The 13305-nt window shown below is 63.2% G+C and carries 12 protein-coding genes and 1 pseudogene; 5 read left to right on the top strand and 8 right to left on the bottom strand.

Features of this window, described 5'->3' with window-relative positions:
* Nucleotides 1-10: 10 nt before the first annotated feature.
* Nucleotides 11-877 (bottom strand): LysR family transcriptional regulator, encoded by an 867-nt coding sequence (locus WJU27_RS09550; RefSeq protein ID WP_341421972.1) that lies wholly within the window; start codon nt 875-877, stop codon nt 11-13.
* A gap of 111 nt (nt 878-988) precedes the next feature.
* On the opposite strand from WJU27_RS09550, the gene WJU27_RS09545 reads away from it, so the two are divergent.
* Entirely contained in the window at nt 989-1984 is a 996-nt protein-coding gene (locus tag WJU27_RS09545; protein WP_341421971.1) for a zinc-dependent alcohol dehydrogenase family protein, read from the top strand.
* 27 nt (nt 1985-2011) lie between these two features.
* Here WJU27_RS09545 and WJU27_RS09540 read toward each other — a convergent pair whose 3' ends face one another.
* Entirely contained in the window at nt 2012-2959 is a 948-nt protein-coding gene (locus tag WJU27_RS09540) for a GlxA family transcriptional regulator (RefSeq protein ID WP_341421970.1), read from the bottom strand.
* A 105-nt stretch (nt 2960-3064) separates the two neighbouring features.
* Here WJU27_RS09540 and WJU27_RS09535 point away from each other — a divergent pair, with 105 nt between their 5' ends.
* Nucleotides 3065-3865, top strand: a complete 801-nt coding sequence (locus WJU27_RS09535) for an SDR family NAD(P)-dependent oxidoreductase (protein WP_341421969.1) — start codon at nt 3065-3067, stop codon at nt 3863-3865.
* A 105-nt stretch (nt 3866-3970) separates the two neighbouring features.
* Here the strand turns inward: WJU27_RS09535 and WJU27_RS09530 are convergent, their stop codons facing one another.
* The gene (locus tag WJU27_RS09530) at nt 3971-4363 is read right to left on the bottom strand and encodes an MAPEG family protein (RefSeq protein ID WP_341421968.1); all 393 of its coding nucleotides are present in this window, start codon (nt 4361-4363) and stop codon (nt 3971-3973) included.
* Between the two features lie 308 nt (nt 4364-4671).
* On the opposite strand from WJU27_RS09530, the gene WJU27_RS09525 reads away from it, so the two are divergent.
* The 3 genes from WJU27_RS09525 to WJU27_RS09515 all read left to right on the top strand — a co-directional run bounded on the left by WJU27_RS09525 (nt 4672) and on the right by WJU27_RS09515 (nt 9073).
* Complete coding sequence (locus tag WJU27_RS09525) at nt 4672-5292, top strand: PEP-CTERM sorting domain-containing protein (protein WP_341421967.1); 621 nt, start codon at nt 4672-4674, stop codon at nt 5290-5292.
* Nucleotides 5293-5740: 448 nt separating this feature from the next.
* Complete coding sequence (locus WJU27_RS09520; protein WP_341421966.1) at nt 5741-8257, top strand: LamG-like jellyroll fold domain-containing protein; 2517 nt, start codon at nt 5741-5743, stop codon at nt 8255-8257.
* Between the two features lie 102 nt (nt 8258-8359).
* Nucleotides 8360-9073: a PEPxxWA-CTERM sorting domain-containing protein gene (locus WJU27_RS09515; RefSeq protein WP_341421965.1), complete on the top strand. Its 714-nt coding sequence runs from the start codon at nt 8360-8362 to the stop codon at nt 9071-9073.
* Between the two features lie 168 nt (nt 9074-9241).
* On the opposite strand, the gene WJU27_RS09510 is transcribed toward WJU27_RS09515, so the two are convergent.
* The 5 genes and pseudogenes from WJU27_RS09510 to WJU27_RS09490 form a co-directional block, all read right to left on the bottom strand.
* Entirely contained in the window at nt 9242-9547 is a 306-nt protein-coding gene (locus WJU27_RS09510; RefSeq protein WP_341421964.1) for a hypothetical protein, read from the bottom strand.
* A 475-nt stretch (nt 9548-10022) separates the two neighbouring features.
* On the bottom strand, nt 10023-10802 hold the full coding sequence (locus tag WJU27_RS09505) for an FRG domain-containing protein (RefSeq protein ID WP_341421963.1): 780 nt from the start codon (nt 10800-10802) through the stop codon (nt 10023-10025).
* A 499-nt stretch (nt 10803-11301) separates the two neighbouring features.
* Nucleotides 11302-11478, bottom strand: a pseudogene (locus tag WJU27_RS09500) (transposase); the annotation flags it as partial.
* A gap of 136 nt (nt 11479-11614) precedes the next feature.
* Nucleotides 11615-12133, bottom strand: a complete 519-nt coding sequence (locus WJU27_RS09495; RefSeq protein WP_341421961.1) for a hypothetical protein — start codon at nt 12131-12133, stop codon at nt 11615-11617.
* 309 nt (nt 12134-12442) lie between these two features.
* Entirely contained in the window at nt 12443-13213 is a 771-nt protein-coding gene (locus WJU27_RS09490) for an SDR family NAD(P)-dependent oxidoreductase (RefSeq protein WP_341421960.1), read from the bottom strand.
* Between the last annotated feature and the right edge of the window lie 92 nt (nt 13214-13305).

Genomic DNA, 13305 nt, shown 5'->3' with positions numbered 1-13305 from the left:
CGCCGCTCCCTTACGGCGCACTCTCCTGCACGCCAAGTTGTGCGGAGACGTGGTCGATGAAGGCGCGTAGCCGCGTCAGATGGCGCAGGTCACGGTGATAGCCGATGAAGACGTCACGGCCCGGTGGAGTTTCGCCCAGATCGATGCGACGCAGGTGGGCTACGCGATCGCCGAGCAGGCAGGGCAGCACCGCGATACCGGCGCCTGCACCGCACTGCGTGGCCTGCGCTTCCCTGCTGTTGCTGGCAAAACCGATGCGGGCGCGGGGCAGCTGCCGGCGCAGCCACAGCGCGTCAGGAATGTCGGCGAAGGCGCTGTCCATCGTGATCAGCACGCAGCCGGATCCATCGCCGGCCACCGGCACCGGCACCTGCGGCGCGGCATAGACCGCGTAGTCGAGGCGCATCAGCCGGCGCTGGACGATGTCGGGCTCGTCGAACGGCGTGATGCGGAACACCAGATCGGCTTCCCGTCGGGCGAGGCTGAACAGGCGGCTGTCGGTGACCAGTTCGACCGAAACGCCCGGATGCGTCTGACGGAAGCTCGCAATGAGCGGACTCAGCACATGCGCGCCGAACCAGTCCGACGACGAAATCCGCAGCAGACCTTCCAGCACGCCGGCGCTACCGGCCAGCGCACGTTCCAGTGCGAGTATGTCCTCTTCCACCCGGACCGCATGACTCAGCACCGTTGACCCGGCATCGGTGAGCACCAGACCGTCGCTGGTGCGCTGGAACAGCGTGTGGCCGACAGCGGTTTCGAACGCCCGCAGGCGCCGGCCCATCGTCGGCTGCGTCTGCCCGGTCAGGCGCGCGGCGCCGCCGAGCGTTCCGGCCCGGGCGATGGCGAGGAATATCTTCAGGTCTCTCCACTCCATGTCGGCTACGGCCCATGCAATTCTGAATGGAAGATGTTCATTTTATTGAATGTACATGCGTCGGTGCATGGAAAAGAATGGGCCACTTTCAACGACCGCGAAGCGAACGCCATGTACGCCCACACCCCCACCATGCAGGTTCTCACCGTCGAAGCCATCGATGGCCCCTTCGTTCGTCGCCAGCAGCTACGGCCGCAGCCGGCGCCCGGCGAGGTGCTGGTGAAGATCGCCGCCAGCGGCGTCAATCCGCTCGACACCAAGATACGTGCCGGCAAGGCGGCGCACGCGCGACATCCGCTGCCGGCCGTTCTGGGCATGGACATGGCCGGCACCGTGCTGGCCGTGGGTGAGGGCGTGACGCGCTTCCGCCCGGGCGATGCGGTGTTCGGCATGACCGGCGGCGTCGGCGGCGTGCCCGGCACACTGGCCGAGTATCAGGCCGTCGACGCCGATCTGCTGGCGCTCAAGCCGGCGGCGCTGTCGATGGCGGATGCGGCGGCGCTGCCGCTGGTCTTCATCACCGCGTGGGAGGGGCTGGTTGACCGCGCCCGGGTGAAGCGGGGTGACCGCGTGCTGATTCATGGCGGTGCGGGCGGCGTTGGTCACGTGGCGGTGCAGATCGCCGTTGCGCGCGGCGCGCGCGTCCATGCAACGGTGTCGGCACGCGACATGGAAGCGACGCGGCGCCTGGGTGCCGTGCCCATCGACTACCGCCACAGTGCGGTCGCCGACTATGTGGGCGAACACACGGCAGGCGAAGGGTTTGACGTCGTGTACGACACGGTTGGCGGCGCGACGCTGGATGCCTCGTTCGCGGCAGTGCGCACCTATGGCGGACACGTGGTGAGCTGCCTGGGCTGGGGCACGCACGCGCTGGCGCCACTGTCCTTCCGCGCGGCCAGCTATTCGGGCGTGTTCACGCTGCTGCCGCTGCTGACCGGCAAAGGGCGCGCCCACCATGGCGCCATTCTCGCCGAGGCGGCGCGCATGGCCGCGGCCGGCGAACTGCGTGTGCGGCGTGACGACTGCCGCTTCACGCTGGGCGACGTCGAGGCCGCGCATGCGCGGCTGCGTTCGGGCGAGGCGCGCGGCAAGATCGTGATCTAACTCGAATGAGACGGCGCCGCTGCGCGCTTACGCCGCAGCCCGCGTGCCGCGCCGCACGGCCGCTGGCGGCACGCCGAAACCGCGCATGAAGGCTTCGCGCATGTGGCGGCGGTCGCGGAAACCGGTTTCGCGTGCAATCACGTCCAGCGGGTGGCGGCTCTGTTCGATCATCAGGCGCGCTGCCTCCAGCCGCAGTCCTTCGACCGCCTTCGCCGGCGACTGACCGGTTTCGGCCGTGAATACGCGGCTGAACTGGCGCGGGCTCAGGTGCACCGCCTCGGCCAGTTCCTCGACCGAAAGAGGGCGGTTCAGGTTACGGCGCGCGTAGTCGAGCGCGCTCTGGATGCGGTCGGACTTGGGCGCCAGATCGAGCATTTCCGAGTGCTGGGTCTGGCCGCCCGAACGGCGCTGGTGCATCACCAGCTTGTGTGCCACCGAGCGCGCCACCTCCTCGCCCAGGTCCTTTTCGACCATGGCCAGCGCCAGATCGAGGCCGGCCGTCATGCCGGCCGAGGTCCATACCGGACCGTCGATGACGAAGATGCGGTCGTCCTCCATCCGGATGTCCGGAAAGCGCTTCTGCATCTCGCGCGCGAAGGCCCAGTGCGTGGTGGCGCGCCGGCCGTCGAGCAGGCCGGCCTCGGCCAGCACGAAGGCGCCGGTGCACACGCCGGCGACGCGCCGTGCGTGACGGCCGGCGCCGCGCACGAAGTCGCGCAGCGCTGCCGGCACAGGCTGGTCGAGCGGGTTGATGACGCCTGACAGCATCCAGGTGTCGGCGCGGCTGTCCGCATCGAGTGCGCGGGTCGCCACCTGCAGCCCGCCGGACGAACGCACGTTGCCGCCGGTGACCGAGTAGTTCTCCAGCGCGTAGAAGGGCTTGCCGGTCACGATGTTGGCGAACTCGAACACGGCCTGGGTGGCCAGCGACATGAGCTGGAAGCCTTCGGTCAGTACGAATCCGATGTGGTGCATGGCCGTTTTCAGGTGGTGTCTTAAAATATAACCATAAACGTCATTTGAGACATTCACAAGCGGCCCTAGCATGACCTCACCTTCACACCGCACAGGAGAACCGTCATGTCCCGCATCCATCAAGGCACTGCCCTCGTCACCGGCGCTTCGTCCGGCATCGGCGCCCTCTACGCCGACCGCCTCGCGCGTCGTGGCTACGATCTCATTCTGGTCGCCCGCAATCGCGAGCGGCTCAACGCGCTGGCCGGACGCATCACCCGCGACACGCAGCGCGTGGTCGAAGTGATCGTCGCCGATCTGAACGACCGCACCGGCCTGCGCGAGGTCGAACAGACGCTGCGCCAGGACGCAAGCATCACGCTGCTGGTGAACAATGCTGGCGTCGGCACCCACACGCCGCTGCTGGAAAGCAATGTCGACGACATGGAGCGCCTGATAGATCTCAACGTGACCGCGCTCACCCGCCTCACTTACGCCGCCGTACCCGGCTTCGTCGCCCGTGCCCGCGGCGCCATCATCAATATTTCGTCCGTCGTCGGCATCGCGCCGGAGACGCTGAACGGTGTCTATGGTGCGAGCAAGGCCTATGTGACCGCACTGACCCAGTCCTTGCACCACGAACTGGCCGAAACGGGCGTCCGCGTGCAGGCCGTGCTGCCGGGTGCGACCGCGACCGATTTCTGGGCCACCGGCGGCCTGCCGGTCGAGCACCTGCCGAGCGAAATCGTCATGCGTGCGGACGATCTGGTTGATGCCGCGCTAGTGGGCTTCGACCGCGGCGAGCTGATCACCATTCCGCCGCTGCACGCACTCGATCTGTGGGAGCGCTACGAGTCGGCGCGGCAGGCGATGAGGCCGCAGCTGTCGACCAATGTGCCGGCTGCACGTTACGGCGTCACGGCCTGAGGTCGGTGCCCGGTCCGCGGTGCTGCAGGTGCCGCTCGGTCCGGGTGTGTTCTTTGCGTCGGCGCTGGGCGGCCTTGAGTACTCGGCCGCGAGGCGCTGGCCTAGCTATCCGATGAAGAACAGCGCGATGCAGCAGCCCAGTCCGAGCACCCACAGCAGCGAACGCAGGTTCGCGCGATCGGCCAGATAGGCGCCGATATAGGCGACGCGCGCGGCGATGAAGGCCATCGCCAGGCCGTCTATCGTGCCCTGCGCGGCCTGCATGCGCTCGGCGACCAGCACGCCGGCGATGAAGATGGGCAGCGCCTCGAAGCTGTTCATCTGCGCCGCATGCGCCCGCGCCGGCAAACCCTGCAGCGTGGCCAGCCACTGCCGCGGGTTGTGATTGTCGAATCCGCCCTCGCGGCGCGGTTTGCCGAAGCCCTTCTGCTTGGCGATCCAGGCGCAGACGATGGGCAGCAGGCAGGCGATCAGGATGCAGAGTTCGGCGATGGTCATGGTGGGTTCGTGGTCCGGCGCAGGGGCGCAGTTCAGGGGGAGCAGCACGCGGCCCGCATTGTCGCGCAGTCACGCCGAGGCCGCGACACAGGGCTTGTTCCTGGCCGCCGCGCCGCCGCTGTAGGCGAATTCCGACAGCGCGTCCGGCGCGGGAACCGGAGCGCGAGCGCCCGGCTCTACGGGACGCTTCGTGCGCTCACGAAGTCGCGCCCGGTCTTCGACGCTGACGGCCGGGTGTGCAGGGAGGATAGACAACAACACCGGCACCGCCGGAATCCAATCCATCTATCCACAGGAGCGTCAGTCCCATGATGAAGAAGCTTGCAGTCTCCGCCGCGCTCGCGGCACTCGCCGCAGCACCGCTGTCCGCATCCGCCAACACTCCGGTCTCGCCGATCGGCCCCACCGTCACCGTACTGACCGCGACCCCGACGCTGGTCGGCGCCGGGGTCGGTGTCAGCGCCCTGGGCACCGGTTCGCTCAGTTTCGACGCCTCGGGCAACGCGGTCGGACTGTTCCCGATCACCGGCGGTTTTCTCGATCCGGATCTGTCCAACGCCAAGATCGAGCATGTCGGCAGCGGCCTGCGTCTGTCGCGCAGCGGCGTCGATGTCGATCTCGAGAACTTTCTGATCGACACCACGCTGGCACAGGACACCATCTTCGGTCAGGTGACGGTGGGCAGTACCGTGCTGAATGACGTTCCGCTGTTCACGCTGAGCGGCCTCAACCTGTTCCTGTCGGACACCGCCGGTGCGGCGCTGAACAGTTTCCTCGGCATTCCGAATCTCGCCGGTGCCCAGCTCGGCTTCGCGCTGACCAACCCGGTCGCGGCCGTTCCCGAGCCCGAGACCTACGCGATGATGATCGCCGGCCTTGGCGCCATCGCGGTGATGGCGCGTCGTCGCCGGCAGGCGCTGAAGATCTGACACACGCATGCTGAACTCGGGAAGGGCTGCGCAACGCGGCCCTTCCCGGCAAAGCAGTCCCCTGCAACCCCTGAAGTTTCGCGGCCTGCAACAGCGGCCGCGCAAATCGGCACGAAACGCCTGTCGACGGTCCGCGCGCACGGTCCGGTACGTGCCGCCGGCCCGCAAACCCTATGCCGGGACACTGTGCCGATCTTCCGATGCACACAGTTGTCGCCATGGTGCGCGCCGCATTCGTCCTGAGCGATGCAAGGCGCCGCTGCGCAGTTCCGCCGCCCGACGCGGATTTCAGCTGCCCCTCACCTAATCCGCAGGCATATCGATGAGCCGATCGGCCTAGCCATCGCGCGCCATGGAGTCATTGCACAGTCATCCGTGCTTTTGAGAATCGTTTAGCGGCATAGCCGACGCCAACCGCATTCCCCAAAAACAGATTCCTGGAGCACTCATGTCAACGTTGAAACTCACCGTGTCCGCGCTGGTCTCGGCCGGCCTGCTGACGCTGGGCGGGCCGGCCCATGCGCTGTCCAGCTTCGGCCTCGCCGTCCTGCCCGACACCCAGTTCTATTCCCGCTACGCGACACCCGCCGAGGGCAGCCAGTTCTCGAACCGCTACGGCAGCGAACCCTATATGGCGCAGACGCAATGGCTGGCGCAGCACGCGCGCGTGCTGGGCATCCCGTTCGTCGTGCATCTGGGCGACGTGGTCGACCAGCAGGACAAGCCGGCACAGTGGGGCGTGGCCGACAACGCGATGAAGGTGCTGGAGCAGGCCGGACTGCCGTATTCCATCCTCGCCGGCAACCACGACGTGACCAATGGCTGCGGCTACAACGGCAGCCAGAGCGACTGCACCGACGCCCAGCGCAACCTGGCGAACGAGCCCTATCTGCGCTGGTTCCCGACCACCCGCGCGCAGCAGAACGCCACCTTCGGCGGTCGCGACGCGAGCGGCTTTCACGAGTACCACGTATTCGAGGCGCAAGGTCAGCGCTTCATGGTGCTGGCGCTGTCGTGGCGCGTATCGGACGCCGGTTTCGCCTGGGCGCGCGAAGTGATGCGCGCCAACCCGACGCTGCCGGTCATCGTCACCACGCACGATGCGCTCGCCATCGAGAGCGACGGCAAGACCGCGAAGCAGACGCCGTACAGCGAACTGCTGTGGGAACGCCTGATCCGCGACAACGACCAGATCTTCATGGTGATCAACGGCCACAACCACGGCGCGGCCCGCACCACGCGCGTGAATGACTTCGGCAACAAGGTCGAGCAGTTCGTCGTCGATTACCAGATGGCCTATCAGGGCGGCAACGGCTACATGCGCGTGTACGAATTCGACCTCGGCGCCAACCAGATCAGGGCGCTGTCCTTCTCGCCCTGGGTACCGCAGAAGCCGCAGAACACGCTGAACCAGTTCGACGTCGCGGTGCTGACCGACGAGAACAACGAGTTCTCGATTCCGATGAATTTCGCCGAGCGCTTCCGCCGCTTCAACCCGCAGTTCGCCGCCGGTCAGGACAACCGCGAGGAGCCGCTGGTCGAAACCGTGCGCGAACTCATCCTGGCCGAGTACGACGACATCGAGCCGACCGTGCCGGTCGAGCCCTTCGACGCCGATGACTACGCACGCGCCCAGAACACGCTGGCCCACTGGCGCTTCACCGGCACGCCCGGTACCGCGGTCGTGGACGGCGGTCGCGTCGAGGATCTGACCGGCCGTAACCCGCTGGTGCGCGTGCCGCTCGAACGTGGCGCTCTGCTGGCTCACGCGAAGTGGTCGGACGACCACCACGCGCTGTCTGCCGCCAAGGGCAGCGTGTGCTTCGACGCCAACTCGAACCAGGGCGTGCGCCAGAGCTTCTTCCAGACGCTGCAGGGCGCGCCGCTGAACGACGACATGCTGCGCAAGGGCTATACCGTCGAAGCCATCGTCAAGTTCTCGAAGGACTGGACCGCCGCCAATAACCAGTGGATGACCGTGATGTCGCGCTTCGGTACGCGCGGCGACCTGCAGGGTTTCCTCGGCGGCTGGAAGGGCTCGTCCACGCTGCAGTTCGCGGTGTCCAACCTGCGCGAATTCCAGTGGGAGCCCACCATCTTCACCGGCGGCGCCGCATGGGTGAGCTGCGCCAGCGAGAACCAGACCTGCTCCTTCCCCGGTACCGCTCAGGTGCGCTACGGCGCCAACGGCCGCTTCAACACCCGCACCGCCACCGGCAGCATCCAGTGCAGCAACGCGGTGTTCGGCGATCCGATCTCCGGCACCGCCAAGTCGTGCGCCTACCTGACCGAGAACACCTACAACTCGAAGACCAACTGGTCCGGTGAAATCATGCTGGATACTTGGCAGCACGTCGCCATCGTCAATGACCCGGTCAGCCGTGACACCACGATGTACGTGGCCGGTGCGCCGGTGCTGCGCAACGTGCAGGCGGCCGACGGCGTGGCGGGCTTTGCCGGCACGCCCTGGCTGATCGGCGGTCACGCCACGGCCGGCGGCAGCGCCAACGGCTTCCTCGGCTGCATCAACGAAGTGCGCATCACCGAAGGCGCACTGACGCCGGAGCAGTGGCTCACCGCGCGCAAGACCCGCGTCAGCGGCACTGGTGGCCGTCAGGCCATCACCGGCACCGACGGCGACGACCTCATCGTCGGCAACGCGGCGGCTGACACCATCACCGGCAAGGGCGGCGCCGACACCTTCGTCTATCGCTCGCTGCGCGACGGTATGGACACCATCACCGACTTCGTGCCGGGCGAGGACAGGCTGAACCTGCGCGGCGTGCTCGCTTCGGTCGGCTACGCCGGTGCCGACGCGCTGGCCGATGGCCGGGTGCGCGTGATCGACAGCGCCGCTGGCGCGGTCGTGCAGGTCGACGCCGGAGCGGGCGCCTTCCGCAACCTGGTCGTGCTGCGCGGCATCAGTGCCGCCCAGGCCGCCGCGGCCGCGAACTTCGCCTACTGAGTGACCCGCGCACGAAACGCACTGCACTGAGCTGAAAGAGGGCGGGCCACCCGGGTGCCACCGCGGGCCCGCCCGACAAACCGACTGACCAAGGACTGAATCATGAAACTGAAAGCACTGATCCCCGCGCTCGCACTGTCATTTGCAGCGCCGTTTGCCTCCGCCGCCACCTTCAGCGACACCTTCGACACCGGCCTGTCCGGCTGGACGGCGCTGGGCGATGTCGCCCTCGTCAATGGCACGGTCGCACTGACCACCGCCAGCGCGACTTTCGAAGACGACATCGGTCTCGCGCTGAACCTGTCGGGCCACGATCCGCTGGCCGTCGGCATGCCCGATGGCCTGGAACAGGGCCTGAGCCTGCCGCTGGGCGCACTCGACGGCGACGCGCTGTCGCAGGCCACCGAAGGCTCGGCGCTGGTGCGCACCTTCAGCGTGACCGCCGGCGATCGTCTGCGCTTCGACTGGATGCTGTCGACCGTCGATACCGCCGAAACCGGCTTCGGTCTGGACTACGCCTTCGTCGTGATCGACGGCCAGCGCATCGATCTGGGCACCGCCGCCTCGGCCACCCCGTCTGGCAACGCGCCGTACGCCGCCCACACCGGCTGGTCGACCTTCGAATACGTGTTCACCGGCAGCGGCTCGGTCACGCTGGGCGTCGGCGTGGTCGACGTGCTCGACTACACGGCCAGCAGCCAGCTGCAGCTCGACAACTTCTCGATCGCCGCCGTGCCGGAACCCGAAACCTACGCGATGCTGATCGCGGGCCTCGGCCTGATAGGCGCGGCCGCCCGTCGCCGCGCACGCGACTGATTCCGGGGTCGTCTGGCAATGAAGAAGCCGGCGGGGCGTGCGCTCCGCCGGCTTCTTCCTTTCGTGGGCAGGGTCTGATGGCCGGATGAAAATGGGCGTACCCGGCTGCAGCGTGCCGCCCGGATGTCGCGCAGGGGCTTCCGTCCCGCCGAGGCGCTTGGCTGTTCCTCATTCGATTCGGCATTGCCGGAGCTGATCGTCATACGCACCACCGGCATCCAGGCACCTGTCCATCTCGGCCGCTTCAGAAAACTCTCCCCAAGCTGCCCACGCGGCCATCACGAGCGTTATCCAGAACAGGATGCTGACAACCGCTACGCGCATGCCGTTCGGATCGACATCCCTGCTAAACAGACGGCAGATGAGATAGCCCGGCCCTTTGACGATGACTTCGGCGACGACATCAATCAGAACCTGTCCGACGAAGCGGAACACGGTGCCGAGGACTTCGCTGGCGATTTCTCCGAGAGGCATGGTGAACTTAGGGTGGGAGACGATATAGCGGCGAGATATCGAGGCCTGTCCCCTACAAAGCGGATTTCTATCTAGCGCCTGCCTACTTGATGTACATGTACATAATCCGACTTTGGGCGTACGAGTAAGCGTTCTCGGACAGCCCCGGAAGGCACTTTCGAAGATGGAGCCGAACGTTTTCGTGGACCCTTTCATATGGTTCGTTGTAAAACGAGTGGGCACTTTTCTTCACAACGGCTTGTAGTCGTGTAGCCATGACAATTGCCTCCCTTACAGCCAGGGGGGAGGTGCTGGAATACTTGTTGAAAACTCTTTCTTCAAAATTATTGTCCGGTGGCTCTCCCCACTTTCCCATCTCCGAAAATATTGCTGCGATAAGATCAATTTTCGAATTTTCATTCATAGGAAAGATCAACGTGCAAGCTCAGGGGTGCGAAGCCGGCTTGTCGGCGAAGCGTCCCTCTGGAGCGGAACGTTAGACATTGGTATTACTCTCTGCGTAGATTCTTTCAAGCTCAACTTCGTCTTCGAGTGGTGAGAATTCCCAACACAATTGTTTTGAAATGCCGTTCAGATCTCCGAATAAGGTTCCAGCGTTTAGGCCGCAACGACTGAGATCTTCACGTAGCGCTGGAAAATATTTGCTAGGGATTTCGATTTTCCAAAGGCGATTTTTTTGCCGGGAGTTATTTTCTAGCGGGATAAAACCTGGACGGGTTGGCATGTAGCGATGTACAGTGAACCAACCGGATTGAGCAATTATTCTCGGTGTGAGATGGCGCGGACGAAAAATCAAAGTTCTTCTGGTGCTTAATGGATCGGCCATCTTTTCTTCGTCGGCATAATCATTTGATGTGCCAAAGAACATCCAGACTGCGCCGTTGGTTTTTCCCATGGGTGGTTTTTCGATAGCAAACCAAAGCGCTACCAGTGCATTAGTTGTCCAGTCCAGAAGACGAGTGGGTAAGCCGTGATGTTGAGCTAAAGCTAGCCAGTCCCAATCATCTCGAAGGTCACGAGACAGATGAGGTAGAGCCTGCCTCTTAAAGTCCCTGAGCATTTCTCTTTCGGCGTCGGGCATGCTGAACCGAGTACGAAAAGTAATGCGAGAAATTTTTGGCTCCAACTTCCATTTGGAGTCTGTATGGCCGCGAAAAAGCACATTCCGTTCACCTGTACATTGTTCTTCGATGTGTTGTAAGTAGTCTGGAAGTGAACAGACTTCTATGGTGGGGAAAGTATTTTTCTTGGTCATTGCAGATGAGAAAAATGTCTAGCGTTGGAGGTAACCGGACTGCCGCTTGCGGCAGGTCCGGTTGACCGAAAGGTTAGGCCTGCACGCCATTAGCTTACCTCCACACCGAGTGCCTCAAGTACTTCTTTAATTTTCATAGAGGTTGATGCGTAGCTGGGCGCATAGATTTTTGATGGGCTGGCAGCATCGCGAAGATGTTTTCGTGCCAGAAGCAATACTTGAGTCAAACTTTCGGCTTGCTCGCTTGTTAACGATTGAGGAATAGATGAATTAGACATAGTGGTTTAATTAGGTTAGAGAATTAATGCTGATAGGCACTCAGCTAGTTTGGCCTAACGACGCTGTAGAAAAACTCCATCTCGGGGCAAGCGCTTGCTTCCGGCCTTCGCCGGCTCGAAGTCGTTCGTCATCTTCTCAGCCTTCCGATCTTCGCTTCATCGTCGTTCCCTGACGTGTGCCGTGGCCGTTGCGGTGTGCGCCATTTCGCCCGCCAGCTTACCTAAGTCGCGTATCCGTGGTGCCCAAGCTTTTCGGTGTTGTGCGCCAGGACGTACAGCTTCCATTGCCCATCCACCTTCTCCCGCCCGCGCAACGTGAAACGGGCGAGCCGCTTGTGGTGCCACAGGTTGCCGAACACCGGTTCGACGGTGACAAACCGCGCGACAATCATCCGCTGGCATAAATGGGGTCCGTCCCTAATAACGATATAAGGCCCAATGTTGAAGGTAAAGGGCGGCCCGCTCGCGGAGCGGCTTTGACCGTAATGTTAGGAAAGGGCATTGGCATTTATCTATTTTGTAAGGATGTGCAGATTAAAATCTGAACTTAAGTTCTTCAAGTTTTTTAATCAAATCTTGCTCTGTTAGTACCATTTCATGCTTAGGAACGATGGTGATGGCAATTTGTCTTAACCATTTTCCAAAAACACTTATGCTAAGGACTAAAGTGGTAGTGCGCGGAAAAATTTTATCTGGCGCATAACTTGTAATAAATGCGGAATGCCCAAAAAATAAAATTTTCTTTGGCTTTTGAAGTGGGGGTGTTTTTGTGGCAAGAGCGTTGTTGTAAATTACTTGATTGGCTATTTCGTCAACCGATCCACTCAAGCCATAACTTTCATGTGGCCAAGCAGTTACAGATATATAAAATAGATCGCCGCTTGGGTTAATGAATTTGGCGCGTATGGCTCGATACGCCTCATCTTCGTGATGACTGATTTCTGCATTGTCAGCCACGATCGCAGAAACTGAGATAGTCTTGTCTTCAATAACCGCTGCAGAAGCTGCAACTGTTAAGAACAGGGGAATTACTCCTGAGATAATATGTCGCATATGCGCATTTCCTAACTTTGTTTTCTGGCGCAAATTTGCGCCATAACTATGGACGGCGGCGGGTAAACATACAGCCGTGACTGCTCTGAAACCCGCGTGGCAGCGTCATTATGGATGTTCCGACTGTTCATTCATACAGTATTAAACGGATGTGAAAAACCTCACCCTTTGATGCCGTCCGGTTTTTGATCACTGTACCGGAACATGCATCTGCCATCTACGCGGTCTACGGCTTCACGTACCGGGGACCGACCGGGCTCGTCGCGCGAGTGGCGAGATCGTCCCGTCCGGTCCCCGGCGCCGGCCGGATCAGAGGTAAATGCCGCCCGCTACCTCGATCCGCTGACCGGTGATCCAGCGTCCGCCGTCCGACAGCAGGGCGGCGACGGCGGCGCCGATGTCGTCCGGCAGGCCGACGCGGCCGAGGGCGGTCTGGTCGGCGATGGCGCTGTTCATCTGCGGGGTGTCGCGCACCATGCCACCGGCGAAATCGGTTTCGATGGCGCCCGGCGCAAGTGTGTTGACGGTGATGCGGCGATCGCCCAGTTCGCGCGCCATGAAGCGCGTCAGCACTTCGACGCCGCCCTTCATCGCGGCGTAGGCGGCGAAGCCGGGCAGGCTGAAGCGGGCCAGGCCTGAGGACACGTTCAGGATGCGGCCGCCGTCGGCGATCAGCGGCAGCAGCGCCTGGGTCAGGAAGAAGGGCGCTTTCAGGTGGATGCGGAACAGTTCGTCGAACTGCGCTTCGGTGGTGTCGGCGAACGCGGCATGGATGCCGATGCCGGCGTTGTTCACCAGATAGTCGAAACGGTCGCGTTGCCACTGCTGGCCGAGCGCCGACTTCAGCGCGTCGGCAAAGCCGGCGAAGCCCGCGCTGTCGGCGACGTCCAGCTGCAGCACGAGGGCGCGTGCGCCTTCGGCGATCACTTCAGCGGCGGCGGCTTCCGCCTCGTCGCGATGGCTGCGGTAGGTGATGACGACATCCACGCCCTGGCGGGCGAGGTGCAGCGCCATATTGCTGCCGAGGCCACGGCTGCTGCCGGTGATGAGGGCGATCTTGCGGTCTGCGTTCGTGCTCATGGATATCTCCTGGTAGCGAGGTCTGAAGGTGCGCGACGGGTAGGTCGCCAGCACGGATGCAGTCTATTGATCGGGTTTGTTGAGATAAACGC

It is taken from the genome of Methyloversatilis sp. NSM2, from assembly GCF_038066675.1.
Lineage (GTDB): Bacteria > Pseudomonadota > Gammaproteobacteria > Burkholderiales > Rhodocyclaceae > Methyloversatilis > Methyloversatilis discipulorum_A.
The sequence above is the reverse complement of the archived record's forward strand: the minus strand, read 5'-3'. Positions and strand labels throughout refer to the sequence as shown.

Coding starts and splice junctions, on each gene's coding strand:
- WJU27_RS09550 (WP_341421972.1), bottom strand. CDS start 877: ATGGAGTGGAGAGACCTGAAGATATTCCTCGCCATCGCCCGGGCCGGA.
- WJU27_RS09545 (WP_341421971.1), top strand. CDS start 989: ATGTACGCCCACACCCCCACCATGCAGGTTCTCACCGTCGAAGCCATC.
- WJU27_RS09540 (WP_341421970.1), bottom strand. CDS start 2,959: ATGCACCACATCGGATTCGTACTGACCGAAGGCTTCCAGCTCATGTCG.
- WJU27_RS09535 (WP_341421969.1), top strand. CDS start 3,065: ATGTCCCGCATCCATCAAGGCACTGCCCTCGTCACCGGCGCTTCGTCC.
- WJU27_RS09530 (WP_341421968.1), bottom strand. CDS start 4,363: ATGACCATCGCCGAACTCTGCATCCTGATCGCCTGCCTGCTGCCCATC.
- WJU27_RS09525 (WP_341421967.1), top strand. CDS start 4,672: ATGATGAAGAAGCTTGCAGTCTCCGCCGCGCTCGCGGCACTCGCCGCA.
- WJU27_RS09520 (WP_341421966.1), top strand. CDS start 5,741: ATGTCAACGTTGAAACTCACCGTGTCCGCGCTGGTCTCGGCCGGCCTG.
- WJU27_RS09515 (WP_341421965.1), top strand. CDS start 8,360: ATGAAACTGAAAGCACTGATCCCCGCGCTCGCACTGTCATTTGCAGCG.
- WJU27_RS09510 (WP_341421964.1), bottom strand. CDS start 9,547: ATGCCTCTCGGAGAAATCGCCAGCGAAGTCCTCGGCACCGTGTTCCGC.
- WJU27_RS09505 (WP_341421963.1), bottom strand. CDS start 10,802: ATGACCAAGAAAAATACTTTCCCCACCATAGAAGTCTGTTCACTTCCA.
- WJU27_RS09495 (WP_341421961.1), bottom strand. CDS start 12,133: ATGCGACATATTATCTCAGGAGTAATTCCCCTGTTCTTAACAGTTGCA.
- WJU27_RS09490 (WP_341421960.1), bottom strand. CDS start 13,213: ATGAGCACGAACGCAGACCGCAAGATCGCCCTCATCACCGGCAGCAGC.